The organism is Pantoea sp. Ae19-2, from assembly GCF_059801205.1.
In genome coordinates, this window is sequence record NZ_JBCHWE010000001.1 from 3931253 (window position 1) to 3958135 (window position 26883).

Below are 26883 nucleotides of genomic sequence, written 5' to 3' on the forward strand. Positions count from 1 at the left end.
CTCCAGTCCCCTTAAGACTGCAAGACGTCAGCCAGACGGTCAAGACGGCCGCGTACGCTGCCATCAATAACCAGATCACCCGAACGGATGATCACGCCTGCCATCACAGACTTATCAATTTTGCAATTCAGCTTAACTTTGCGTGACAGACGTTTTTCCATCGCGGCGCTGATTTTAGTCAGCTGGTCGTCACTCAGCGTGCTGGCAGAAATAACATCCACTTCGGCAGTCGCTTCATAAGCGTCTCGCAGTTGAATGAATTGCGCCAGTACAGCCGGAAGCGCTGTCAAACGTCCGTTTTCCGCCATCACCTTAATCAGGTTCTGTGCGGGTTCATCCAGTTGATCACCACAGACTGCATTAAACGAGGCAGCCAGCGCTTCGGGTGCTAATGCACCTGAAAGCAGGTCGGCCATCTGTTCATTGGCAGCCACTTCTGCGGCAAACGCCAGCATCTTTTGCCAGCGTTCAATACTTTGATGCTCAACAGCAAAGTCAAAAGCTGCTTTGGCGTAGGGGCGAGCTACAGTAATCAGATCAGACATCAGCCCCTCCCTCCTTACAGTTCAGCGACCAGTTTATCAACGATGTCGCTGTTAGCAGCTTCATCCACGGAACGTTCGATGATCTTCTCGGCGCCAGCCATTGCCAGCAACGCGACTTGCTTACGCAGTTCTTCACGTGCACGCTTGCGTTCGGCGTCAATTTCAGCCTGCGCTTGTGCAACAATGCGAGTACGTTCGTTATCAGCTTCAGTCTTGGCTTCGTCCAGAATCTGCGTGCGACGCTTGTTCGCCTGCTCGATAATGACCTGAGCTTCCTCTTTCGCTTTTTTCAGCTGGTCGGTCGCATTAGCCTGCGCGAGATCCAAATCTTTCTTCGCGCGTTCAGCAGAAGCAAGGCCTTCAGCAATTTCTTTCTGGCGCTTTTCGATGGCAGCCATAATCGGTGGCCATACGTACTTCATGCAGAACGCGACAAACAGGATGAACGCGATGGCCTGGCCGAGGATTGTTGCATTAATGTTCACAGCACAATGCCTCTAATTAAGTATTTAACTTTTCTGCCGCTATCAACGATAAACGGCAGAATCCGTTCACTCTCGCACCAGGTACGGAGTGAACACAGGGGCTTTAGGCGACAGCAAACATCACGTAGAGGCCCAGACCAACAGCGATCATTGGGATTGCATCCACCAGACCCATTACAACAAAGAACTGCGTACGCAGCAGAGGAATCAGGTCAGGCTGACGAGCAGCGCCTTCCAGGAATTTTCCTCCGAGGATGCCGATACCGATCGCAGCACCGATTGCCGCCAGGCCCATCATCACAGCGGCAGCCATGTACAGCAGATCCATATTCAGGTTTTCCATGACAGTCTCCAGTTTGTTTCAGTTAAACGCGTATTGTTGAGAAAAAAATCAATGTTCTTCAGATGCCATCGACAGATAGACAATCGTGAGGACCATGAAGATGAAAGCCTGTAGCGAAATGATCAGGATGTGGAAAATGGCCCAAGGCACATTCAGAATCCACTGTGACCACCACGGCAACAGACCGGCAATAAGGATAAAGATCAGTTCACCCGCATACATGTTACCGAACAGTCGCAGACCGAGTGAAACCGGTTTGGACAGCAGGCTAACACCTTCCAGAATAAGGTTGATGGGGATAAAGATCGGGTGATTAAAAGGCTGCAGCGTCAGCTCTTTCGTGAAGCCGCCAATGCCTTTCATTTTGATGCTGTAGAACAGAATCAAAATAAATACGCCCAACGCCATGGATAGCGTGATGTTCACGTCTGCAGAAGGTACCACGCGCAGCGCCGGTAACCCCAACCAGTGCTCACCAATATAGGGCAGCAAATCGATTGGCAGCAGATCCATGAAGTTCATCAAGAAGACCCAGACAAAAATCGTCAGAGCCAGCGGGGCGATAAGTTTGCTCTTACCGTGATACATGTCGCGCACGTTGCTATCAACGAAACCGACAACCAGTTCGATAGCCGCCTGCATTTTCCCTGGCACACCGCTGGTGACGCTTTTCGCCACGCTACGGAACAACACCAGGAAGATAACTCCCAGCACCAGAGAGAAAAACATGGAATCGATATTTAATACCCAGAACGTCGCGGGAGCGTCGTGAGCATTCACTAACTCGAAGGTACGCAGGTCCAACTGAAGATGAGTCAGGTGGTGACCAATGTACTCTTGCGGAGTAGAGATTTCTCCTGCAGCCATGATGCCTCTTACCCTTTGTTGTTAATTACCGCCGGTGCCAACATCTGAACGACCAGCACCGATAACCAGGTGATCCCGACCGGCCAGAAGACCGCATCGAATACACCCAACGCCACAATGAGCAAAATAATGGTCGCGAACACTTTGGCTATTTCCCCCAAAGCGAAGCTCCACGCGACGCGCCCCGAAGCCGGAGTTTGCCCTTGCAGGCGCCAGGCTATAAACAAGAACAACACGTTTGGCAGCCAGGCTGCCATTCCGCCAGCAAGAGCAGAGCCGCCCCAGGTGACATCTTTCAGGGCAAAGAGTGCACCGACGATGACGATGGTCACTAGCTGAATCACCAGCACCGTTCGGGCGTATTTCACACTGTAAAGAGACACTGACATGACGCTGATACTCTCCTGCCCCTTTAGGGGTATGTCGCGTGTCGTATAAGACTGCCTTTGTGCATTTGAGTCAAGTAGCAAAAGCCGTGCAAATTATACGGGCCGTACCTGTGATTTCAATCGTTAAGTAACGAAAAGGTGAACAATTATCTAAATTTCTTTCCGAATGACTATTTTTCAAAAGATACTGAGCAGCCCGTTTCGGATAAAGCCGTAAAAAGTTCCGCAGCAACTCAGTTTTAAAGCGTGCTTTAGATCACATAATAAGCATTCGCACCGCGTTATGTTTTATTAAGACCCAATTATCCGAACGCAAAATAAGGGATAAAAAACCTTATTATCAATCAGTTAAAAAGCAATATACCGTAACGTTTTTTTGTTCCCGATGAAAATGGTCTATTGACATCGAAGTCTCCTTCAGAATCGTAAAAAGCCTATTACTCTTGCCGAAAGGCGGGTGGCCTTAAATATGATTAATCGCGGTGCGCACCGATAAAACGCCAAAAACTCGTGATTATTTTGATAAAACTTTGTGAAATAAAAGTTAAATGTGAAAAAGTTTTTCAGATAATTTCCGCGTCAGGATTTAACAACGTGAGCCGGAAAAGCAGAGTAGATGACCCAAAGACCATCGCATCTTTGGTTACATGGCACCGCGCGTTGATACGCTTTACGGTGCCTGAATGCGCTATGGCGTACTGTTCCTGGCAACGATAACCAGATGACGTTCGCCTTCCAGTTGGGGAACCTGAAGTGAAATCACCTTGTCCAGCGCATAGCCCGCAGGCAGGCTGGCGATTTCCTCATCCGGCCGCACGCCTTTAAGCGCATAAAAACGGCCATTTTCCGCGGGTAAGTGATGACACCAGCTCACCATATCCTCCAGCGACGCAAAGGCGCGGCTGATCACCCCATCAAATGGCGGTTCGGAAGGAAAGGCTTCGACCCTGCTCTGGACCGGCTCGATATTTGTAAGTCCCAGTTCATGCTGCACCTGCCGTAAAAAACGTACGCGTTTACCCAAGCTGTCCAGCAAAGTGAAATGTGCCTCCGGCATCACAATGGCCAGCGGAATGCCAGGTAAACCGGGCCCGGTGCCGACATCAATAAAACGTGAACCCTGAAGATGTGGCGCCACCACGATGCTGTCGAGGATATGGCGAACCAGCATCTGCTGAGGATCGCGCACCGAAGTCAGGTTATAAGCTTTATTCCATTTATCCAGTAGCCCTACATAGGCCACCAGTTGCTGTTTTTGTTGATCGGAAAGGGAAATTTTGGCCGCTTGCAGCAGCGAAGTGAGTTTGTTGATCACAGCATCAGTCCAGTCAGCGGGGGCGGAAAATCCCGCCCCGGTTCAGATCAGGCGCTTTTGCGCAGCAGACCTTGTTTTTTCAGGTAAATCAGTAAAATTGAGATGGCCGCAGGCGTGACGCCTGAGATGCGTGATGCCTGGCCGATTGAAACCGGTTTATGATCGTTAAGCTTGGCGATAACTTCATTAGAAAGGCCACTGACCTGACGATAATCAAGCGTGGCTGGCAGCAGCGTATTCTCATTACGCAACTGACGATCGATCTCTTCCTGCTGACGCGCAATATAGCCTTCGTATTTTACCTGGATCTCAACCTGTTCAGCAGCCTGTTCATCCGCCAAAGCCGGGCCAAAAGCATCAAGTGCCATCAGCTTCAGATAGGTCATTTCAGGGCGGCGTAACAGATCTTCAGCACTGGCTTCCTTCGTTAATGGAGAGCTGGTGATGGTATTCACCGCCTCAACATGTTCGGACTTAGGGTGCACCCAGATATCGCGCAGTCGCTGGCGTTCCTGCTCGATCGCTTCAAGCTTCTGGTTGAAGCGCGCCCAGCGCGCATCATCCACCAGGCCGAGTTCACGCCCGGTTTCCGTTAAACGTAAATCTGCATTGTCTTCACGCAGCATCAGGCGATATTCGGCACGTGAGGTAAACATGCGGTAAGGTTCTTTAGTGCCGAGAGTGCAAAGATCGTCGACCAGTACCCCGAGGTAAGCCTGATCGCGACGCGGTGCCCAGCCCTCTTTGTCAGCAGACTGACGCGCGGCGTTAAGCCCCGCCAGCAATCCCTGTGCTGCCGCTTCTTCGTAGCCTGTGGTGCCGTTAATCTGCCCGGCAAAAAACAGGCCGTCGATAAATTTGCTTTCCAGCGTGAGTTTTAAATCGCGTGGATCAAAGAAGTCATACTCAATGGCATAACCCGGGCGCACGATCTTCGCATTTTCCATGCCCTGCATTGAACGAACGATCTGCATCTGTACGTCGAATGGCAGGCTGGTTGAGATACCGTTGGGGTAGATCTCATTGCTGGTCAGTCCTTCAGGCTCAAGGAAGATCTGATGCGAGTTGCGATCGGCGAAGCGCATGACTTTGTCTTCGATCGATGGACAATAACGTGGCCCGATCCCTTCGATGATCCCCGCATACATGGGGCTACGATCGAGGTTATTACGGATCACATCATGTGTTTTTTCATTGGTATAGGTCATCCAGCACGGCACCTGCTGTGGGTGCTGTCCGGCATTGCCCATGAAAGAGAACACCGGCATCGGGTTATCGCCATGCTGCGGGGCAAGTACGCTAAAATCGATGCTGCGTGCATCAATGCGTGGCGGTGTACCGGTTTTCAGGCGGTCAACGCGCAGTGGCAAAGCACGCAGGCGTTTTGCCAGAGGGATCGACGGCGGATCGCCTGCACGACCTCCGCTGTAGTTATCCAGCCCGATATGAATTTTTCCGTCGAGGAAGGTACCCACGGTAAGCACGACCGTTTTGGCACGAAATTTCAGGCCCATTTGGGTTACCGCACCGACAACGCGATCGTTCTCGACGATAAGATCGTCAACGGCCTGCTGGAAGATCATCAGGTTTGGCTGGTTCTCCAGCGCAGTACGTACCGCCTGACGATAGAGTACGCGGTCCGCCTGAGCACGGGTCGCCCTTACGGCAGGACCTTTACTTGCGTTTAGTATCCTAAACTGAATACCCGCCCGATCGATTGCACCGGCCATCAAACCGCCTAAGGCATCCACTTCCTTTACCAAATGTCCCTTACCGATACCACCGATGGCCGGGTTGCAGGACATTTGTCCCAGCGTATCGATGTTATGGGTCAGTAACAGGGTTTGCTGACCCATTCGGGCTGCTGCCATGGCAGCTTCCGTGCCCGCATGACCACCACCAATAACGATGACGTCAAAAGGATCTTGATAAAACATGAAGTGGTACCTCGTTGATGAATAGTCAGAGAGCGTTCTCTCTGGGCCGTGGATTCTACTGAAATTATGGCTGAGGTGAAAGCAGCGGGATCGACAGGTATTAAAAGAAAAGATCTTAATTCTTTGTATGATCTTTCTGTTAGATCTCTTATTAGGATCGCCATCTCTTGTGGATATCTGCGAAAAGCACAGGATAAACAAGTGAGTAGAGAGGATCGTTACCTGTTAATGATCGGTGATCCTGATCCGTATAAGCTGGGATCAAAAGAGGACTTTATCCACAGCTCATAAAGTAAACTCCAGTTGTTCTTTGGATAACTACCGGTTATACGCAACTAAACAGGGTAGTTATCCACAAAATAAAAGACCAGATCCGGGGAAAAACAGTATCTTCTGCTGGGGAGCGTCGTGATTTCCCGATCCCTGACCGGCTCAGATCGCGTCTTTCCAGGTCATCACCCACTCTTCAGCCGGATCTTCGGGGATCTCATGTTGCAGAATATCAATTTCCAGTCTTTCGCCGATGCGCTGTGCGCCACAGGTAATTAACAGAGCGTCAAGATTGCGTATTGCACCACAAAACAGATCGTATTCATGGTTGCCGATGCCGACTGCGCCAAAACGCACGGCTGACAGATCGGGACGGCTTTCATCAATGGCGTCATAAAAAGGTTGCAGATTATCAGGCAACTCTCCGGCTCCGTGGGTAGAACTCACGACCAGCCAGATCCCCTGCAGGGGCACATCATGAAGCTCAGGACCATGTAGCATCTGCGTTGAGAAGCCCGCTTCCTGCAGTTTTTCTTCGAGATGTTCAGCAACATATTCGGCGCTGCCTAAGGTGCTGCCACTGATTAACGTAATGTCGGCCATCGTGCTCTCCTGAGATCAAGGTGAGCATTGTACGCTGTGATCAAGCGGTGATCCACCTGTGGAAAACAAGGTTATTAGTTTTGACAAGGGCGATACAGCCGTTGTCAGGCGGCCGATCGTTAAAGGATAAGATTGTGCACAAGCGGATGGAAAGATCAGGGCTTGATGGTTCGCATGATGGGGTTCTGCAGGGAGATCAGGGTTTCTGTTGACTGGATTTCATCAATCGTCTGGATCTTGTTAATCAATACCTGCTGGAGAGCATCGATAGATCGACACATGACTTTAATAAAAATACTGTAATGCCCGGTGGTATACCAGGCTTCAACGACTTCATCCAGCGCGTCCAGTTTACTCAGCGCCGCCGGGTAATCACGGGCGCTTTTGAGAATAATGCCGATAAAACAACAGACATCAAAGCCCAACTGGCGGGGATCGATCTCAACCCGCGTTCCCAGAATAATGCCTGCCTGCTTCATTTTTTCGACACGGACATGAATGGTTCCCGGGCTGACGTTGAACTGTTTTGCCAGTTCGGCATACGCGGTGCGTGCATTTTCCAGTAGTGCATTCAGGATCCCCCGGTCAAGGTTATCCAGTTGCAGATGTTCGGGCATGATCGTCCTCGTTATCGTTTTTCTTCAATAAACTGAGGAGAATGTGCAGCAAAATAACGTAACTGGCAACACACCGGCAGCGGCATAAGCCGCTGCCGGTTGCCTTAACGTTTACGCCACAGAGTGACCTGCGCGAGCGTATGCTGGAATTTACGCGCCGTTTCACGGATGACGAATGGCATATCCTGTGGTGAACCTATTTGCTCAAAGTCGGCGGCCAGCAACCGTTGCAGTGCCTGCAGGGTGGTCAGGGCTTCTCCATTTTCACGTACGCCGCCCAGCCAGTTTTCCTTCGGGGTAAAGGCTTCAAGCCACGTGTAAGGTGACGACAGCACTAAGATCCCACCAGAACGCAACATGGGCGTGACGTCCTGAAGAAAACGTGCCGGCTGACGCAGGCGATCGATCAGGTTCGAGGCCAGGACCAGATCGTAACGTGCTGGCTGAGGTTTCATGTTACAGGCATCGCCCTGAACAAACTGAATGCGCTTCGCCTGCTCACTGGTGATAGCAAAGTCCTTAAGTCGTACCTGACGGTATTCCACCAGATCGCCTTCTTCAGGCACCACGTAGCGGAAATCTTCGCCAGTGGTGAGCTGGAGCGCCACATCAATAAAGCGGGCCGAATAATCCATGCCGGTGACATGCTCAAAGTGGCGGGCCAGTTCGAAGCTTGCCCGGCCCGTGGCGCAGCCAATATCCAGCGCCTCTCCCCGATTCTGGCTGTGCGACAGCGCCAGTTTGACCAGGGCTTCTGCATAGTTATCGACGCCGAAATAGCGAGGCCCATACTGGAAATCGAGGTACTGAGAAACCATGCTGTCGGTTTCATAGGGGTTTAAGGCCATGGTTTCCTGGTGGGAAGAAATCACATAGCGAAAACCCGCATGCTGGAAAAAGTGACGGCGGAAGGCATAACGCGATGATTTAATCGCCTCATTGCCGGTGGAAATCCAGCTTCCACCTTTTATAAGTGAGTGCTTACCGTCAAAGGTGGGCGTTGAGAAATCGTCATAGAGCGGATGGACTTTAAAGCCTTCAAAGCCATTGGTTGGGGTGGTTGTCCATTGCCAGACGTTGCCCACGATGTCATAGAACTCGCCCTGCGGGAACCGATCGACCGGGCAGGAAGAGGCCCAGTAAGCCAGATTAATATTGCCTGGCGCCTGCTGCCAGTCTGGCTGATCGCCTTCGACCTGTTCGCGCAGTTGATACCATTCCGCCTCACAGGGTAGCTGGACTGACTTACCGGTTTCTTCCGCTTTCCAGCGACAAAAGGCCGCGGCCTCCAACTGATTGACCTCAGCTGGCCAGTCCCACGGCATGGGTACCTCTTCACACATCAGTCGGAGTTTCAGCTGATCGGGCATCGAAGCGTTACCCACCCAGAAGGTGGGCATTTCTGCCTGTGCAAACTGGCGCCAGCCCAGGCCTTCTTCATCCCACCAGCGGGATTCCTGATAGCCACCAGCCTGCACAAATTCATAAAACTCTGCGTTACTGACCAGCATTTTGCTGGCCTTGAAAGGCTTTAGCTCAACCTGCTGAGTACCGTACTCGTTGTCCCAGCCATAGGTATCATCGGTTTTACCAAGCGTGATGTGGCCACCGGGCAGGGAGACCAGTGCGTTGGTGGGCACCAACTGACGATCGTGGCGCGCTTCCGCGCAGGCTGGCCACTGCGGTTGAGGTTTCACCCATTCGACCGGCAGCTGACGGATCAGCACGCTGGAGGTTTCCAGGTGAATTCGTTCATGCTCAATCCCCATCAGGATCACCCAGGCCGGGCTGTCCCATGTGATGGGCAGTTCAAGCGGCATCTCCTGAATAAATTGTGTCACTAAGGCTTTTACGCTACCGCGATAGTCGCGAACGGCTTCTACAGAAGGCCAGTCGTAGTGGTTGTCGTTGAGATCATCCCAGCTCATTTCGTCCACGCCAATAGCCAGCATGGCTTCGATGCGATCGTCAATGCGGTCATCGATGTAACGTCCAGCCATTAACTTGTTAATGTAGAACGTGGCGGTGTGGCCAAAGTAAAAGATCAGCGGATGGCGCAGGGGAATCGCTTTCGTAAACCATGCGCGCTGATCGTTGAGGCAGGTAAAGAGATCTTCGTACAGCGCCCATGTCTGACTAAAGTAAGCCAGCAGCTCGGCACGTTTTTGTTCGACATTTTGGCCAGAGAGCATCAGCGTCCGGGTTGGCGCAGGTAAATCGCGATGGGGTTGAACGGTGTTCACAGGACACTCCTGATTGCTGAATAAGTAATTGCAGATATTTACTATAAAGCAAAATGGAATTTCTGCTGTCTCGCTTAGCGCCGCCAGTGACGTAATATGCGGCTTTTTAAGCCGGTATCGAAACGCCAGATATGATCGAAGATGCGCATTATGCCGGGTTTACCGTGCGTGGACATGGCGACGGCGTGGAAGCGCTGCTGCTGTTGCTGCTGGCGATGTTTAACGCTGCGTACCACCTCTTCCGGCAGGCGCTGCGCAATAAAGTCTGACACGATGACGGCATCGGCATCCTGCCACAACGGGCCTTCCATCCGTTTGACCACCGCGGAAAGACAGGCTGCGAGGTCGGTTCCGCCACGAAAACGTTGGCTGAGAAAACGGATGGCCTGCTCCAGCCCGTCATCGCCCGTTAATTCGTAACCAATTACGTCATGAGCGAATAACATGATGTAACAGCGACGGCGATCGGCCAGTGCCACTTTGAGAAGGGCCAGACAAAAGGCTTTTGCACAACGTTCATTGAACCCTCCCATTGACCCTGAGGTATCGACACAAACGATAAACGGGCCACGAGGCTGTTCTTCATGCTGCTGGTGGCTGACGGGACGTTGAGTGATTTTTTCATGCCAGGCATCGCCCTGAAGTTTGTAAGTAAGCAGTCGCTTCTCTACCAGCCTGCGGTAAAACTCAAGTTCAAGCTCGCTGACGCTCAATGCTGCCAGTTCGGGTGGCAGCAAGCGTAATACGTCATCACTTTGATGAATACCGCTGACTTCTTCCGGTACGGCATCCGGTTCGCGCACCAGATGATGAAAGGCTTCCATCGGCGCATCCTGGGAGGGAACCGATTTTGCCTCACGACTCCGCCCCAGTTGCTGGGCCAGCTTCATTAATTCGGGCTGCTGTGCAAGGAACTCGCCGTATTGCAGCATCAACTGGTAATCGCCATGCTGAAGCGGCGCTTTGCCCATATCCCATAACCGTCCGGCTGCCGCTTCGTCATCGTCTGCCAGCACAGGTGCCAGTTGCCCGCTCAGGGCCATACGTTGCTGTAACTCCGCCATCAGACGTTCGCGCTGCTGCTCAAGAAGTTGCTCATTAAGCGTTAACGTTTGCAGCGTAAGGCTGAGCCGCCAGCGTTGCAGGAACAGCGTATGCTGGGCAGTGCTGAGATGGCCGGGATCGTTATGAAGAAGCAGTCGTTTTGCTTCTTCCTGGAAGGGGGATGCCAGGCGTTCAAGGTGAGAAAGGGTTTCATCAAGCTGCTGGCTGAATTCACGATCGCTGAGTAACTGAATACGCTGGAATAACTGAAACTCTTCCGCCAGTGCTTCCGGGACCGGCGTGGCTTTGAGTTCGGCATCAATTTCTGCCTTCCAGCGAGGAACATCCCGTAACAGCGCCTTTTTCATGCCGGGAAATTTTTCAAAGAACAGGGCCAGTTGTGGAGACGCGAGGAGTGCCAGAATTAACTCTTCAATCAGCTCGGTCTCGCCGATTGACAGCAGGGTACTCAGCGTCTCCAGTGAGATCATTTACGCGCCTGTTTAAGTTGTTCCGCAACGTCCTGCAGGCTGGTTTCGACGCGAGCCAGCCAGTCATCACTGATAAACAGGCAACGCTGTTGCTGACTGAACAGGTGGCGTTGTTGACGCAGCTGGTTGTCGAGTTCATCCAGCGCTTCACTGATTTCTTCCGGCAACGCCTCACTGCTGCTGCTGCCGGGCAGTGTCAGTCTTGCCGTTTGTAAGCTGACATCGCGAACCGCCAGGCAATGCTGCGCATCCACCAGCATATCCACCGTTTGAGCAAATCCAATACCGTTTAATTTGCCGCGAATATCGCCGCCTTTCTGTAACCAGTGGTTCAGTGCTTCACGCTCAATAACCAGATGCGTGACCTGCATATCATGCAGCGTGAGCGGCTTTTGCAGCATCAGCGTTAACTGCGCGTCGGTAAGGCTTTCGGGCATGTCGTAATGCGGTTTACGACTGAACATGCCGCTGTGCTTCTCAAGCGTAATGGCGGCAGCCACGCTTTGCTGCTGTTGCAGGGCCAGACGTCGGGCTTTCAGTTGCTGCAACCTGAGCAACATCGCCTGCTGTTGCCAAGCATGTTGAGTCATGAGCTGATCGATTTCACGATCCAGAAGCTGCATGGATGCAACGTCATGCCACAAACAGTCTTTCAATAAGATCAGATCCAGTGGCGCAATGGTGTTTCGCCCACTGTAAAAGGCGCTGGCCTGCAACAGATGTATGGCCTTTTTCCAGCGGCGATCGGAGATGTAAGGCGCCTCGGGTAGCTTTTCCAGCTGCTGGCGTAACTGATAGATCAGTTCAAACACGTTATCGGGCAGGGTGACCTGGCTGATGCCTTGCTGCCATCGCACATACTCTTCGTCGCTGATGCGCAGCGATTCGGCGACCGGGTTGTCATTTTCATCCTGATGATGGGTCAGCATGCTGCGGAAGTTCTGCTTTTCATGCACGTTATCCAGCCACAGGCGAATTAACATGCGGTCATACAGGGCTTCGAGCCCGCTATCGGCTTCCGGCAACTCATTGGAGGCCGTGACCAGCAGGCGCATCGGAATTTTTTCTTCGCTATCGCCATTTCGGAAACGGCGTTCGTTGATGGCGGTAAGCAGCGTGTTAAGGATTGCCGGGCCGGCTTTCCAGATCTCATCCAGAAAAACGATTTCGGCATCGGGGAGATAGCCTTTGGTCAGCCGCTGATAGCGTCCTTCATCTTTTAAAGCCTGAATAGACAGCGGACCAAAGACTTCTTCCGGAGTAGAAAAGCGGGTCATCAGATATTCGAAAGCGCGGGCATGCTGGAAGGCGCATTTCAGGCGACGGGCAATCAGGCTTTTTGCTATGCCTGGCGGACCCAGCAAAAATACGCTTTCGCCGCTGAGTGCGGCGAGCAGGCAAAGGCGAATGGCATGATGTCGCTCATACAAACCTTTTTCTAACGCATTGCTGAGACGAGAAATTCTTTCTGCCAAAAGATGGGGTTGAGCCATAATCACATCAATGTCCTTACGATCGTCGAGCCGCCGCGTTTTAGCGAACGCAATACTCTATAGGGTATGATGCGCGAAAGCGTTAATCGATGTCAGCTTTTTTGTTTCAGAAGGTTCGACAGCGCGACTTTAAATGTTAATGCAGCACCAAAAAACAGTGAATGACCATCGGTTACCCGGACGGCGGTGTAGGAATTTTTGTGAATACGTGCATACTGTGCGCTTTTTGATGGCTTGTGCGCCTCTCAGACTCCAACAAAAGATAATTTTATGAGCTCGGATAATAAGCACTCACTAGGCGGATTAACGCTGGCTGCCATTGGTGTCGTCTACGGGGATATCGGCACCAGCCCGCTTTATACCTTACGCGAATGTCTTTCGGGGCAGTTTGGCTTTGGCGTGGAGCGGGATGCGGTCTTTGGCTTTCTTTCGCTGATTTTCTGGCTGCTGGTGCTGGTGGTATCGCTGAAATATATCAGCTACGTCATGCGCGCAGACAATGCCGGAGAAGGCGGCATCTTGACGCTGATGTCCCTGGCGGGGCGACATACGGGCGGGCGAGCCACCGCAATTCTGGTGATTATGGGGCTGATTGGCGGCAGTTTTTTCTACGGCGAGGTGGTGATCACCCCGGCGGTTTCTGTCCTGTCGGCGATTGAAGGTCTGGAAATTGCGGCGCCAAGTCTCGATAGCTACATCGTGCCCATGGCCATCGCCGTCCTGACACTGTTGTTTGTCATTCAAAAACACGGGACCGGCATCGTGGGTAAACTCTTCGCGCCCGTCATGCTGTTGTGGTTTATTGTCCTGGCCGTGTTGGGTGCGCGCAGCATTCTCAATAATCCCGAAGTATTGCAGGCGCTCAATCCTTACTGGGCGCTGCACTTTTTTGTCGAATACAAGTCTGTCTCCTTCTTTGCGCTCGGCGCGGTGGTGCTCGCAATTACAGGCGTCGAAGCGCTGTATGCGGACATGGGGCACTTCGGTAAATTCCCTATCCGGCTGGCATGGTTTGTGGTGGTGCTGCCTTCGCTGGTGCTCAACTACTTTGGTCAGGGCGCGCTGTTACTGAAGCAGCCGGAAGCGATTAAAAACCCGTTCTTCCTGTTGGCTCCCGACTGGGCGCTGATCCCCATGCTGATTCTGGCGACCTTAGCCACCGTTATTGCTTCACAGGCGGTGATTTCCGGGGTCTTCTCATTAACCCGACAGGCGGTACGTCTGGGTTATTTGCCGCCAATGCGCATCGTCCATACATCGGAAAAAGAGTCGGGGCAGATCTACATCCCCGTGATTAACTGGCTGCTTTATTTCTCTGTCGTGATTGTCATCATCGGCTTTGAGCATTCGAGTAACCTGGCTGCGGCTTACGGGATTGCGGTCACGGGCACCATGGTGCTGACATCCATTCTGTGTGCGACCGTGGCGATACTGAACTGGCACTGGAATCGTTATCTGGTGGGGCTGATTTTAGTGGCGATGCTGTGCATTGATGTGTCGCTGTTCTCGGCCAACCTGATTAAAATTTTCTCCGGCGGCTGGCTGCCCCTGACGCTGGCGCTGATGATGTTTATTGTGATGACAACCTGGAAGAGTGAACGCTTTCGGTTGCTGCGCCGCATGCATGAGCACGGCAATTCCCTGGAAGCAATGATTGCTTCTCTGGAAAAGTCACCGCCTGTTCGCGTACCCGGCACTGCGGTTTACATGTCTCGCGCGCTGAACGTGATTCCTTTTGCCATGTTGCATAACCTTAAGCATAACAAGGTGCTGCATGAGCGCGTCGTGCTGTTAACGCTGCGTACCGAAGATGCGCCATACGTACACAACGTCAGGCGCGTCACCATTGAGCAGTTGTCGCCCACCTTCTGGCGCGTGGTAGCCAGTTACGGCTGGCGTGAAACGCCGAACGTTGAAGAGATTTTCCACCGCTGTGGCCTGGAAGGACTTAACTGCCGCATGATGGAGACCTCTTTCTTTATGTCCCATGAGTCGCTGATCATTGGAAAACGCCCCTGGTATTTGCGTCTGCGCGGCAAGCTGTTTATGACGTTACAACGCAATGCGCTGCGTGCGCCCGATCAGTTTGAGATCCCGCCGAATCGGGTTATCGAGCTGGGAACGCAGGTCGAGATTTAAACGGCTGTGCCTGCCTGTCAGGCACAGCGTTTCACCAGTGCAGCGTGACGCACAATCCGCCGCCGGGATGTTGACTGAAGTGCAGCGACATACCGTGCAACTGGGCAATATTGCGTACGATCGATAAACCCAGCCCACTGCCGCTTTTCTCCTGCCCCGGCGGACGCCAGAAACGTTCGCCTAAACGCTGCAACTCCGCTGCCGATAAACTGTTTCCGTTATCCTCCACCCGCAACGTATTCGGGCTGAGCACGATGTCAACGCGGCTGCCCGGCGGTGTATAGCGGATAGCGTTATCCAACAGATTTCTGATCAGCAGTGACAGCAGCAACGCGTGTCCCGAAATAACCGGATCGGCTTCAGCGTTAAGGCGCAACGTAATGTCAGCCTTATCTGCCAGTGGCAGCTGTGAAGCCAGCGTGTCCTGTGCCACCTTTTTTAACATGACGGGCTGGAACGTATTGCGAACATCCTCGGCTTCAATGCGGGAAAGGGTAAGCAGCTGATCAACCAGACGAGTGGCGCGGGTAATACCCGCATCCAGCTGTTGCAGCGCGTGAGTGCGCATCGCCTCGTCATCGGCGGCCAGTTGAATGACCTCGCTTTGCACTCGCAGTGCGGCGAGCGGGCTGCGTAATTCGTGTGCGGCATCCGAGGTAAAACGGCGTTCCCGCTGCATCATGGTATGAATACGGCTGAACAGGCCGTTCAGGGCGTCAATTAACGGTCGTACCTCTTTGGGAACGCGATCGGCCTGCAAGGGCGCATCATCGTCAGGTGCCCGCCCGGCAAGCTGGTGGCTGAGTTTCTTCAGCGGATGAAGTTCATACCACACCAGGCCCGTTAACATCAGCAACATAAAAGGTAATGAGATCAGCCAGGGCAACATGCTGGCATCGACCAGATCTTTTGCCATATCGTCACGGTATTCCCATTCCTGACCCACCACGACGCGGTAACGTTGATCGGGCGTAGTCAGCCAGACAAAACGCCAGAGATCGTCATCCCCGTTAAGCTGGCCATCCTGGAAACCTTGATGATCCGCATTAAAGGGCAGATCTTTGCCATTATCACCGTCGTTGAGGACCTGTTTTCCCTCCCGGTCAAATACCGCGAAAGCCAGCGCGTCATCGTCCTGTTCGCCACGATTGTGATCCAGCAACTTTTTCGTTTTGGGCAGCGACGTGCCGTTCAGCGTCGTGAAGTCCAGGGTCAGCAGGCGCTTAGCAAGCAGCATCTGTTGCGTATCAAACAGCTCGTTAACGGTGTCACGTGTTTTATACCAGGCGCTGAGCGTGGCCGCTCCCCAACAAATGCCCAGTATCAGCACCAGGCCAATGCCAAGGCGTAAAAACAAACTCATCGATCGCATTCGCTTTCCCCCAGCGTATAGCCCACGCCGTGGATGGTGCGGATAAAGCGGTTACCGAGTTTTTTACGCAGATGATGGATATGCACTTCTACCGCATTGCTCGACACTTCGGTATCCCAGGTATAGAGCTTTTCTTCGAGCTGGCTTCGCGTCAGTACCCGATCCGGATTTCGCATAAACAGCTCAAGCAGGGCCAGCTCACGGCTTTTTAACGCGATATTTTCGCCGTTTCTTTCCACGCTGAGATTACCGGGAATCAACACTACATCGCCATGACGCAGTTCGGGCTGGAATTGCCCGTGGCGGCGGCGAATCAGTGCCTGTAAGCGTGCGGCAACTTCTGTAAGGGCAAAGGGTTTGCACAGGTAATCGTCAGCCCCCATCTGTAATCCTTCAACGCGTTGATCAAGCGCATCGCGGGCGGTAAGGATAAGAACCGGGACATCGTGCCCCTGCTGACGCCATTGACGCAATATGTCCAGCCCGTCACGCTCAGGCAGTGATAAATCGAGTACGACCGCATCCCACGGCGCCGCCGTTAATGCCTGAAAACCGGCCTCGCCAGAGACAAACCAGTCAACGCTGAATCCCAGCTTACTGAGTCCCGCTTTAATGCCGTCTCCAATCAGGCGGTCGTCTTCAATCAGTAAAATTCGCATCGCTTCTCCCTTTTAGTAAGCGATTTATACGAAGGCGAATGGGGGTTGTACAGTGAGTTTGGCTAAAAACTGCGTTTATTTTTGCCTTAAGATCCTGTTAAGAACTCTATGTTTTACTACAGTCACTACCCTAACTGCTTCATGGACAAGAGGTGACAAAATGAAAAAGTATGCTGCACTATTAGCCGTAACCATGCTGGCTTCCGCGCCGGTCTTTGCTGCACAACAAGGCGGATTTGTTGATCCAAATGCGCCAGCGCCGGCCGCACATCAGCAGCAGGGCGGTTTCAAAACCGATCAAAGCAGTGTTGTAACGGTGAAACAGGCTGAAGAGATGAAAGATGATAGCTGGATTACCGTTCGTGGCCAGCTTGAAAAGCAGATTGGTGACGAAGACTACGTGTTCCGTGATCAGACCGGCACGATGAAAGTAGAAATCGATCATAAGCGCTGGAATGGGCTGACTGTTTCACCCAAAGACCGTGTTGAACTGACCGGGGAACTGGACAAAGATTTCAACAGCATCGAGCTGGACGTCAAGCAGGTCAAAAAGTTGCCCTGATTCTGCCCCAATGGACCGCCCAGGCGGTCCATTTTTCCCTTCTGACTGCCCCCTAACTCAAATTCTGGTCTGCAACAGCGAAACGTTTCGATAGCGATCACAAATTTCTTATTCAGTGGTTGAATTGTAACCTTCATTTTATACACTCCTGAAAGCGAAACGTTTCGCTCTGGAGTGGAAAAATGAAAAAAGGTCGCCTGTTAAACGCTGAACTCTCTTACGTCATCGCCCGCCTGGGCCATACGGATACATTGACGATCGCCGATGCGGGGTTGCCGATTCCGGCAGAAACGCAGCGTATCGATCTGGCACTGATACCGGGTACGCCAGGATTTATGCAGGTGGTTGAAGCGGTAACGCATGAGATGCAGGTGGAAAGCGCCTTTATCGCGGAAGAAATTAAGCAGCATAATCCGCAGCTCCACAGCGAACTGATCGCCGTGCTCGACGCATTGCAACAGCACCAGGGAAATACCATTAGTATCCACTACATCAGTCACGAACAGTTCAAACAACAAACACAGCGTAGTCAGGCGGTCATTCGCAGCGGAGAGTGTTCTCCGTTTGCGAATGTCATCCTGAGCGCAGGTGTGACCTTCTGAGGCCATTATGCAACCGTTACTGCAGCTTAAAGGCATCGAAAAATCATTTCCGGGCGTCAAAGCACTGAATGGCGCATCGTTGTCAGTCTGGCCGGGACGCGTCATGGCGCTGGTGGGGGAAAACGGCGCGGGCAAATCGACCATGATGAAAGTGCTTACCGGCATTTACAGTCGTGATGCCGGTTCACTGTTGTGGCTGGGTGAAGAAACGACGTTCAGCGGACCCAAGGCTTCTCAGGAAGCGGGCATTGGTATTATCCATCAGGAACTTAACCTGATCCCCCAGTTAACCGTCGCGGAAAACATTTTTCTTGGCCGCGAATTCGTTAATGGCCTGGGCTGCATCAACTGGAAACGGATGTATGCCGAAGCTGACGCGCTGCTAAAGCGCCTGAATTTACGTTTTAACAGCCACAAACTGGTGGGCGATTTATCCATCGGCGATCAGCAAATGGTCGAGATCGCTAAAGTGCTGAGCTTTGAGTCGAAAGTCATCATTATGGATGAGCCGACCGACGCGCTGACCGATACCGAAACCCTGTCGTTATTCCGCGTTATCAACGAGCTGAAAGCACAGGGATGCGGCATCGTCTATATCTCCCATCGCATGAAAGAGATTTTTGAGATTTGCGATGATGTCACGGTGTTCCGTGATGGTCAGTTTATTGCTGAGCGTGCCGTCAGCGATCTGAGCGAAGAAAGCCTCATTGAGATGATGGTGGGCCGTAAGCTGGAAGATCAGTATCCCCATCTGGACGAGGCGCCTGGCGACGTGCGCCTTAAAGTCGAAAACCTCAGCGGGCCTGGCGTCGATAACGTCTCGTTTACCCTGCGCAAAGGTGAAATTCTTGGCGTGTCTGGCCTGATGGGCGCTGGGCGCACCGAACTGATGAAAATCCTCTACGGTGCTGCGCCCCGCAGCGCCGGGCAGATCTGGCTGAGTGGACGTGAAGTGGTGACCCGCTCACCGCAGGATGGCCTTGCCAATGGCATCGTGTATATCTCGGAAGACCGTAAGCGCGATGGCCTGGTGCTGGGCATGTCAGTCAAAGAGAACATGTCTTTGACCGCACTGCGCTACTTCAGTCACTTGGGCGGCAGGCTCAGGCACGCTGAAGAGCAGCTCGCCGTCAGCGATTTTATCCGTCTGTTTAACGTTAAAACCCCGTCAATGGAGCAGCCGATTGGCCTGCTATCCGGCGGTAATCAACAGAAAGTCGCGATTGCCCGCGGATTAATGACGCGCCCCAACGTGTTGATTCTCGATGAACCGACGCGCGGTGTTGACGTGGGGGCAAAAAAAGAGATCTATCAGCTCATTAACCAGTTTAAGGCAGAAGGGCTGAGCATTATTTTGGTGTCGTCGGAAATGCCAGAAGTTCTGGGCATGAGTGACCGTATTGTCGTGATGCATGAAGGCCGTTTAAGCGGCGAATTTACCCGTGAAGACGCTACCCAGGAAAGCCTGATGGCCGCAGCCGTTGGTAAGCAACACAGTGAGGATTTAGTTGTATGACCACCCAGACCGTTCCGTCTAACCGTCGCTGGTTCAGCAAAGCCTGGCTGCTTGAGCAAAAGTCGCTGATTGCGCTGATTGTGTTGATTGCCGTGGTCGCCAGCCAGAGCCCTAATTTCTTTACCGTGGCAAACCTGTTCAACATTTTGCAGCAGACATCGGTCAACGCCATTATGGCGGTGGGCATGACGCTGGTTATTCTGACGTCAGGTATCGATCTCTCTGTGGGATCGCTACTGGCGCTCACAGGTGCGGTGGCGGCATCGCTGGTGGGAATGGAGGTGAATGCCTTTGTTGCGGTTGCGGCCTCGCTGGCGCTGGGCGCAGCCATTGGCGCGGTGACCGGTACCATTGTCGCGCGCGGTAAGGTGCAGGCTTTTATCGCCACGCTGGTGATGATGCTGTTACTGCGCGGTGTCACCATGGTTTATACCAACGGCAGCCCTGTGAATACCGGCTTTAATGACAATGCCGATCTGTTCGGCTGGTTTGGTATTGGTCGTCCGTTGGGGATTCCTACACCCGTATGGCTGATGGTGCTGGTGTTCGTGGCGGCCTGGTACATGCTGCACCACACGCGGTTGGGCCGCTACATCTATGCACTGGGGGGGAATGAAGCCGCAACACGTCTCTCCGGTATCAACGTCAATCGGGTCAAAGTCATTGTTTATTCACTGTCTGGCATGCTGGCGGCGCTGGCGGGTTCTATCGAAGTCGCCCGTCTTTCGTCCGCGCAGCCGACAGCCGGAACAGGCTATGAACTGGATGCGATTGCCGCCGTTGTATTAGGCGGTACCAGCCTGGCCGGAGGTAAGGGCCGGATTGTTGGCACCTTAATTGGCGCATTAATCCTTGGCTTTTTGAACAATGGTTTAAATCTGATGGGTGTATCGTCGTATTACCAGATGATCGTAAAAGCGGTAGTCATTCTGCTGGCGGTGCTGGTGGACAATAAAAGCAGCAAATAACTCAGACCTTAATACAGGATAAAATGATGAAAAAGTTAACTGCATTAGCTGTGATCCTTGGTGCAACGCTCAGCGCCAGCGCAATGGCTAAAGATACCATTGCCTTAGTTATCTCTACGCTGAACAACCCGTTCTTCGTTTCACTGAAAGACGGCGCACAGAAAGAAGCCGATAAACTGGGCTACAACCTGGTCGTGCTGGATTCACAGAACAACCCGGCAAAAGAACTGGCTAACGTTCAGGACTTAACCGTGCGCGGGACGAAAGTGCTGTTGATTAACCCGACCGATTCTGACGCTGTCGGCAACGCCATCAAAATGGCTAACCAGGCGAAGATCCCGGTGATCACCCTGGACCGCGTAGCTGCACAGGGTACGGTAGTCAGTCACGTTGCATCTGACAACCGCTTTGGCGGCAAGATGGCGGGTGACTACATCGCACGTAAACTGGGTGATAACGCGAAAGTGATCGAGTTAGAAGGCATCGCAGGGACCTCTGCTGCGCGTGAACGTGGCGAAGGTTTTAAACAGGCTGCTGACGCACATAAATTCCAGATCCTGGCCAGCCAGCCGGCAGACTTTGATCGTACCAAGGGTTTGAACGTTATGCAGAACCTGCTGCAGGCGCACCCGGATGTTCAGGCGGTGTTTGCACAGAATGACGAAATGGCACTGGGCGCGCTGCGTGCACTGCAAACTGCAGGCAAAACCGATGTGATGGTCGTCGGTTTCGATGGCACACCTGATGGCGTGAAAGCCGTTGAAGGTGGCAAGCTGGCCGCAACCGTGGCTCAGATGCCAGAGAAAATTGGCATGATCGGCGTTCAGACTGCTGATAAAGTGCTGAAAGGTGAAAAAGTGCAGGCGGTCAATCCGGTCGATCTGAAACTGGTTACCAAATAAATCAAAGAAAAGCAGGGCATTGCGCCACCCGTCGGTGGCGCACTTATTTCGGACTCCTCCAATGAGCAAAAACGCAAAACTGGCCGTTCTCGGTAGCATTAATGCTGACCACATCCTTAATCTGGCTCATTTTCCCCGCCCTGGCGAAACGGTGATCGGGCAGAAATACCAGATTGCGTTTGGCGGTAAAGGCGCGAATCAGGCGGTTGCCGCGGGTCGTGCGGGTGCGAATATCGCTTTTATAGCCTGTGTTGGCGCTGATGACATTGGCGAACGTATTTGCCAGCAGCTCGCGCAGGACAATATTGATACGCATCCAGTAGAAGCCGTCGAGGGTGAATCTACGGGTGTGGCGATGATTTTCGTGAATGGCGAAGGCGAAAATAACATTGGCATCTATTCCGGCGCCAACGCGGCATTGACGCCGCAGTATGTTGAACGTCACCAGCAGGTCATTGCCCAGGCGGATGCCTTACTGATGCAGTTGGAATCGCCCCTGGACAGCGTTTTGGCTGCGGCGACGTTGGCCAGACAGCATCAGACCCGCGTGATTTTAAATCCTGCTCCGGCAACGAAACTGTCTGATGATTTGTTAGCGCTTATCGACATCATTACGCCGAATGAAACTGAAGCTGAAATTCTGACCGGTATTGCGGTAAATAATGATGATGATGCAGCACGTGCCGCCGCCGCATTGCATGAAAAAGGTATTGCTACCGTTTTGATTACCCTGGGACGCCGTGGCGTCTGGCTCAGTGAAAATGGGAAGGGACAACGTATTGCCGGCTTTGAGGTCAACGCGGTCGACACCATTGCTGCTGGCGATACCTTTAACGGTGCGTTTATCACTGCGCGACTTGAAGGTAAGGCCATGCATGATGCCGTTCGTTTTGCCCATGCCGCCGCGGCAATTGCGGTAACCCGTTCAGGTGCGCAGCCTTCTGTACCGTGGCGTGCGGAAATCGACGACTTTTTACAGCAGCAGGGTTAAGCGCTTGGCTACGATGAAAGATGTCGCCCGACTGGCGGGTGTCTCAACTTCAACGGTTTCACACGTCATCAACAAGAACCGTTTTGTCAGTGACGGCGTGCGTGAAAAAATTGAACAGGCGATCCGCGAACTCAACTACGCGCCGTCGGCATTAGCGCGTAGCCTCAAGCTTAACCAAACCAATACCATCGGCATGCTGCTGACTGCCAGTAGCAACCCTTTTTATGCAGAAGTCGTGCGTGGGGTGGAAGACAGTTGCTATGAGCGGGGATACAGTCTGATTCTTTGTAATACCGCTGGCGACGAAGCGCGCATGAATCATAGCCTGGAAACGCTGCTGCAAAAGCGCGTTGATGGCTTGCTTATCATGTGTACCGAGAGTCATCTGCCTTCGGCCGAAATCCTTAATCGTTATCCTTCTATCCCAACGGTGATGATGGACTGGGCACCTTTTGAAGGCCATGGCGATATTATTCAGGATAACGCGTTGTTAGGGGGAGAGCTGGCCACGCAGCACCTAATTGACAGTGGCTACTCGCGTATTGCCTGTATTTCTGGGCCGCTTGATAAAACACCTGCACGCATGCGACTGGAAGGTTATTACCAGGCGATGCAGAAAAGCGGTCTGCATGTTCCGCCAGAATATGTTGTCAGTGGCGACTTTGAGTTTTCAGGCGGCTACAACGCAATGTTTGAATTGCTGGCGCTGGAAACGCCGCCGCATGCTGTTTTTACCAGCAACGACGCGATGGCGGTTGGCGTTTATCACGCATTGCATCAGGCCGGACTGCAGATTCCACAGGATATGGCGGTGATGGGATATGACGATATTGAACTGGCTCGCTATATGTCACCGCCGCTGAGTACTATTCATCAACCTAAAGATGAACTGGGCGAACTGGCGATAGATACGCTGATTCACCGCCTGAGCAATCCCGACGTCAGCCAGCAAACGCTGGTACTGACGCCGGAGCTGGTACCGCGAGGCTCGGTTTAAGCCTTTTTCTTTTTATCGCGATTGCTGATCAGGTTACGTCCATCACCATTGCGCAACATCATAAATGTTAGCGCCGACAGCACGGTTACGATGCCCATCGTCAGGAAGGTGGAATGGAACTGTTCTACCGTCGTGCTATCAAACTCCTGATAAAAACGCAGTACAGCAGCGCTGACCGCTACACCGAAACTGATCGCCAGTTGTTGTGTCACGGCTAGCACGCTATTGCCGCCACTGGCGTTGTCGTCATCTAAATCAGCCAGCGTAATAGTATTCATCGCCGTAAACTGGGTGGACATCGCCATACCCAGCAGAAAGAGCGGTATCAATAATAATGCGATGCTTTCAGAAGGTGACTGCAGTGAAAAGCTGGCAATCATGAACCCGATAATCACCGTAATGCTGACCAGCAAGCGGCGATAACCAAACCAGCGCAGCAGCTGCGTCACGCTTTGTTTTGCCAGAATAGATCCTACGGCCGTGGGCGCCATCATGCATCCCGCCAGAATAGCCGAGTAACCGAAACCCACCTGAAGCATCAGCGGCATCAAAAACGGCACACAGCCTGTACCAAGCCGCGAGGCGATGTTGCCAATGATACCTACCGAGAAGGTGCGGGTCTTAAACATTGGCAGATTAATAAGGGGAGAGGGGTGACGTCGGGCGTGCGCAATATAAAGAAGCAATAACACAACACCGCCACACAATACCCCGGCCGCAATCCAGGGCGAGACGATACGCTCACCAAACAGCTCTATCCCGGTGGAGATCATCACCAACCCGATGCCGAAGAGTAAAAAGCCCAGAAAGTCGAAGCGGCGTTTAGGCGTAGTAAAGTCAGGCATATATTTACGCGCATAGAATATGCCCAGTATGCCAATAGGGATGTTAATCAGGAATATCCAGTGCCAGGTGGCATACGTCACCATTACACCGCCCAACAGCGGCCCCAGGATCGGCCCCACTAACCCCGGCATCGTCACAAAGTTAAGGATGGGTAAGAGTTCACTGCGCGGATAGGCGCGCAAGAGTGCCAGGCGCGCTACCGGCATCATCATGGCACCACCAACGCCCTGAATGACACGGGAGGTAACCAGAACAGATAAAGAAGGCGACAAGGCGCAGGCTAACGAGCCAAGGGTAAAGAGCGAAACGGCAATCATGAAGATTTTGCGTGTGCCGTAACGATCTGCAAGCCAGCCGCTGACGGGGATAAGCATGGCAACGGTTAAGGTGTAGCTGATGACGGCGGACTGCATGGCAAGCGGGGAACGGTCAAGACTGGTGGCGATCGCGGGCAGGGCTGTGTTCAATATCGTGGCATCCAGTGACTGCATAAAGAATGCCATAGCGGCAATCCATGGCAGACCAGCCATACTGCGCGCGGATTTAATCATTGAGCGTCCTTCGTAATGTTTTCAGCAAAGATAATGAAGAAGAATAGCATTGGCAGAAATGCACAATACGCCTCTTTCAAAGACTACGTGGTGATTTCCGTGCGTTGTTTAGGCAGGAAGTGGTGCTTTTTACCTCGTTCGTTTAAAAATAAACCGCTCAGTCATTTTTTTATAATTAATGCTTGTCACTCAGAAAGAACTCCCTATAATGCGCCTCCACTGACACGGCACAACGGCTTACGTAACGCGGTGTTCAGCAGGAGGCTCCCAGGAGTTTCCGCCGGAGAAAAACTTCTGAAAAAGAGGTTGACTCTGAAGGAGGAAAGCGTAATATACGCCACCTCGCGACAGACGGTTAACCCGCTGTTCGCACTGCTCTTTAACAATTTATCAGACAATCTGTGTGGGCACTCGCAGGATTGATATCAGCGTCTCCGGACGTAAAAAATATCAAAGCCTCACGAGTGAACACATAATGAAATTCATTATGACGTTTTACAGATGAGCACCGCTTAACTTGTTTAAGCAAATCAAACTTTAAATTGAAGAGTTTGATCATGGCTCAGATTGAACGCTGGCGGCAGGCCTAACACATGCAAGTCGGACGGTAGCACAGAGGAGCTTGCTCCTCGGGTGACGAGTGGCGGACGGGTGAGTAATGTCTGGGGATCTGCCCGATAGAGGGGGATAACCACTGGAAACGGTGGCTAATACCGCATAACGTCGCAAGACCAAAGAGGGGGACCTTCGGGCCTCTCACTATCGGATGAACCCAGATGGGATTAGCTAGTAGGCGGGGTAACGGCCCACCTAGGCGACGATCCCTAGCTGGTCTGAGAGGATGACCAGCCACACTGGAACTGAGACACGGTCCAGACTCCTACGGGAGGCAGCAGTGGGGAATATTGCACAATGGGCGCAAGCCTGATGCAGCCATGCCGCGTGTATGAAGAAGGCCTTCGGGTTGTAAAGTACTTTCAGCGGGGAGGAAGGCGATGTGGTTAATAACCGCATTGATTGACGTTACCCGCAGAAGAAGCACCGGCTAACTCCGTGCCAGCAGCCGCGGTAATACGGAGGGTGCAAGCGTTAATCGGAATTACTGGGCGTAAAGCGCACGCAGGCGGTCTGTTAAGTCAGATGTGAAATCCCCGGGCTTAACCTGGGAACTGCATTTGAAACTGGCAGGCTTGAGTCTCGTAGAGGGGGGTAGAATTCCAGGTGTAGCGGTGAAATGCGTAGAGATCTGGAGGAATACCGGTGGCGAAGGCGGCCCCCTGGACGAAGACTGACGCTCAGGTGCGAAAGCGTGGGGAGCAAACAGGATTAGATACCCTGGTAGTCCACGCCGTAAACGATGTCGACTTGGAGGTTGTTCCCTTGAGGAGTGGCTTCCGGAGCTAACGCGTTAAGTCGACCGCCTGGGGAGTACGGCCGCAAGGTTAAAACTCAAATGAATTGACGGGGGCCCGCACAAGCGGTGGAGCATGTGGTTTAATTCGATGCAACGCGAAGAACCTTACCTACTCTTGACATCCACGGAATTTGGCAGAGATGCCTTAGTGCCCTCGGGAACCGTGAGACAGGTGCTGCATGGCTGTCGTCAGCTCGTGTTGTGAAATGTTGGGTTAAGTCCCGCAACGAGCGCAACCCTTATCCTTTGTTGCCAGCGATTCGGTCGGGAACTCAAAGGAGACTGCCGGTGATAAACCGGAGGAAGGTGGGGATGACGTCAAGTCATCATGGCCCTTACGAGTAGGGCTACACACGTGCTACAATGGCGCATACAAAGAGAAGCGACCTCGCGAGAGCAAGCGGACCTCATAAAGTGCGTCGTAGTCCGGATCGGAGTCTGCAACTCGACTCCGTGAAGTCGGAATCGCTAGTAATCGTGGATCAGAATGCCACGGTGAATACGTTCCCGGGCCTTGTACACACCGCCCGTCACACCATGGGAGTGGGTTGCAAAAGAAGTAGGTAGCTTAACCTTCGGGAGGGCGCTTACCACTTTGTGATTCATGACTGGGGTGAAGTCGTAACAAGGTAACCGTAGGGGAACCTGCGGTTGGATCACCTCCTTACCTGAAGATACTTTCCCGCGAAGTGCTCACACAGATTGTCTGATAGAAAGATAAA

General features: G+C 52.6%; 23 protein-coding genes and 1 rRNA gene. 9 read left to right on the plus strand and 15 right to left on the minus strand.

What is annotated here, in order from left to right:
- Positions 1-11: 11 nt before the first annotated feature.
- From atpH to ravA, 12 genes are all read right to left on the minus strand, one after another.
- On the minus strand, positions 12-545 hold the full coding sequence (gene atpH / locus AAIE03_RS18035) for a F0F1 ATP synthase subunit delta (protein ID WP_006121199.1): 534 nt from the start codon (positions 543-545) through the stop codon (positions 12-14).
- 14 nt (positions 546-559) lie between these two features.
- Positions 560-1030 carry a F0F1 ATP synthase subunit B gene (atpF, locus tag AAIE03_RS18040; RefSeq protein WP_013023933.1) on the minus strand — a complete coding sequence of 157 codons (471 nt, stop codon included), beginning with the start codon at positions 1028-1030 and terminating at the stop codon, positions 560-562.
- 103 nt (positions 1031-1133) lie between these two features.
- The gene (atpE, locus tag AAIE03_RS18045) at positions 1134-1373 is read right to left on the minus strand and encodes a F0F1 ATP synthase subunit C (protein ID WP_003849523.1); all 240 of its coding nucleotides are present in this window, start codon (positions 1371-1373) and stop codon (positions 1134-1136) included.
- 48 nt (positions 1374-1421) lie between these two features.
- Positions 1422-2240, minus strand: a complete 819-nt coding sequence (gene atpB / locus AAIE03_RS18050) for a F0F1 ATP synthase subunit A (RefSeq protein ID WP_013023932.1) — start codon at positions 2238-2240, stop codon at positions 1422-1424.
- Between the two features lie 8 nt (positions 2241-2248).
- Entirely contained in the window at positions 2249-2629 is a 381-nt protein-coding gene (gene atpI, locus AAIE03_RS18055; RefSeq protein WP_014332968.1) for a F0F1 ATP synthase subunit I, read from the minus strand.
- A 688-nt stretch (positions 2630-3317) separates the two neighbouring features.
- Positions 3318-3944, minus strand: coding sequence for a 16S rRNA (guanine(527)-N(7))-methyltransferase RsmG (gene rsmG, locus AAIE03_RS18060; RefSeq protein WP_014332970.1), 627 nt, complete (start codon positions 3942-3944; stop codon positions 3318-3320).
- A gap of 47 nt (positions 3945-3991) precedes the next feature.
- Positions 3992-5881, minus strand: a complete 1890-nt coding sequence (mnmG, locus tag AAIE03_RS18065) for a tRNA uridine-5-carboxymethylaminomethyl(34) synthesis enzyme MnmG (protein WP_014332971.1) — start codon at positions 5879-5881, stop codon at positions 3992-3994.
- A gap of 432 nt (positions 5882-6313) precedes the next feature.
- Positions 6314-6754: an FMN-binding protein MioC gene (gene mioC, locus AAIE03_RS18070; protein ID WP_014594931.1), complete on the minus strand. Its 441-nt coding sequence runs from the start codon at positions 6752-6754 to the stop codon at positions 6314-6316.
- 155 nt (positions 6755-6909) lie between these two features.
- Positions 6910-7371 carry a transcriptional regulator AsnC gene (asnC, locus tag AAIE03_RS18075; RefSeq protein WP_013023927.1) on the minus strand — a complete coding sequence of 154 codons (462 nt, stop codon included), beginning with the start codon at positions 7369-7371 and terminating at the stop codon, positions 6910-6912.
- A gap of 104 nt (positions 7372-7475) precedes the next feature.
- Positions 7476-9614 (minus strand): 5-histidylcysteine sulfoxide synthase, encoded by a 2139-nt coding sequence (ovoA, locus tag AAIE03_RS18080; protein ID WP_194761882.1) that lies wholly within the window; start codon positions 9612-9614, stop codon positions 7476-7478.
- A 74-nt stretch (positions 9615-9688) separates the two neighbouring features.
- On the minus strand, positions 9689-11149 hold the full coding sequence (gene viaA, locus AAIE03_RS18085; protein ID WP_022623731.1) for an ATPase RavA stimulator ViaA: 1461 nt from the start codon (positions 11147-11149) through the stop codon (positions 9689-9691).
- Positions 11146-12642 carry an ATPase RavA gene (gene ravA / locus AAIE03_RS18090; protein WP_014332973.1) on the minus strand — a complete coding sequence of 499 codons (1497 nt, stop codon included), beginning with the start codon at positions 12640-12642 and terminating at the stop codon, positions 11146-11148. Before ravA ends, viaA begins: the two co-directional genes overlap by 4 nt.
- A 270-nt stretch (positions 12643-12912) precedes the next feature.
- On the opposite strand from ravA, the gene kup reads away from it, so the two are divergent.
- A complete protein-coding gene (gene kup / locus AAIE03_RS18095) occupies positions 12913-14781 on the plus strand; it encodes a low affinity potassium transporter Kup (RefSeq protein ID WP_014332974.1) in 1869 nt (622 codons plus the stop codon).
- Between the two features lie 31 nt (positions 14782-14812).
- Here kup and qseC read toward each other — a convergent pair whose 3' ends face one another.
- Both qseC and qseB read right to left on the minus strand, forming a co-directional pair.
- Complete coding sequence (gene qseC / locus AAIE03_RS18100) at positions 14813-16153, minus strand: quorum sensing histidine kinase QseC (RefSeq protein WP_104932996.1); 1341 nt, start codon at positions 16151-16153, stop codon at positions 14813-14815.
- A complete protein-coding gene (qseB, locus tag AAIE03_RS18105) occupies positions 16141-16812 on the minus strand; it encodes a quorum sensing response regulator transcription factor QseB (RefSeq protein ID WP_028716096.1) in 672 nt (223 codons plus the stop codon). Before qseB ends, qseC begins: the two co-directional genes overlap by 13 nt.
- Positions 16813-16972: 160 nt before the next feature.
- Here qseB and AAIE03_RS18110 point away from each other — a divergent pair, with 160 nt between their 5' ends.
- The 7 genes from AAIE03_RS18110 to rbsR all read left to right on the plus strand — a co-directional run bounded on the left by AAIE03_RS18110 (position 16973) and on the right by rbsR (position 23350).
- Positions 16973-17374, plus strand: a complete 402-nt coding sequence (locus AAIE03_RS18110; protein ID WP_019104646.1) for a YgiW/YdeI family stress tolerance OB fold protein — start codon at positions 16973-16975, stop codon at positions 17372-17374.
- A 182-nt stretch (positions 17375-17556) separates the two neighbouring features.
- Complete coding sequence (rbsD, locus tag AAIE03_RS18115) at positions 17557-17976, plus strand: D-ribose pyranase (protein WP_014594925.1); 420 nt, start codon at positions 17557-17559, stop codon at positions 17974-17976.
- Positions 17977-17983: 7 nt separating this feature from the next.
- Complete coding sequence (rbsA, locus tag AAIE03_RS18120) at positions 17984-19492, plus strand: ribose ABC transporter ATP-binding protein RbsA (protein WP_013023917.1); 1509 nt, start codon at positions 17984-17986, stop codon at positions 19490-19492.
- Entirely contained in the window at positions 19489-20460 is a 972-nt protein-coding gene (gene rbsC / locus AAIE03_RS18125; RefSeq protein WP_013023916.1) for a ribose ABC transporter permease, read from the plus strand. Before rbsA ends, rbsC begins: the two co-directional genes overlap by 4 nt.
- A gap of 26 nt (positions 20461-20486) precedes the next feature.
- Positions 20487-21362: a ribose ABC transporter substrate-binding protein RbsB gene (rbsB, locus tag AAIE03_RS18130; RefSeq protein WP_026020887.1), complete on the plus strand. Its 876-nt coding sequence runs from the start codon at positions 20487-20489 to the stop codon at positions 21360-21362.
- Positions 21363-21423: 61 nt separating this feature from the next.
- Positions 21424-22353, plus strand: a complete 930-nt coding sequence (rbsK, locus tag AAIE03_RS18135) for a ribokinase (RefSeq protein WP_014594922.1) — start codon at positions 21424-21426, stop codon at positions 22351-22353.
- 4 nt (positions 22354-22357) lie between these two features.
- A complete protein-coding gene (rbsR, locus tag AAIE03_RS18140) occupies positions 22358-23350 on the plus strand; it encodes a ribose operon transcriptional repressor RbsR (RefSeq protein WP_418888949.1) in 993 nt (330 codons plus the stop codon).
- Here the strand turns inward: rbsR and mdtD are convergent.
- Positions 23347-24747 carry a multidrug transporter subunit MdtD gene (gene mdtD / locus AAIE03_RS18145; protein ID WP_013023912.1) on the minus strand — a complete coding sequence of 467 codons (1401 nt, stop codon included), beginning with the start codon at positions 24745-24747 and terminating at the stop codon, positions 23347-23349. The genes rbsR and mdtD overlap by 4 nt on opposite strands.
- Positions 24748-25286: 539 nt before the next feature.
- Here mdtD and AAIE03_RS18150 point away from each other — a divergent pair.
- Positions 25287-26828, plus strand: a 16S ribosomal RNA gene (locus AAIE03_RS18150).
- Positions 26829-26883: the final 55 nt, after the last annotated feature.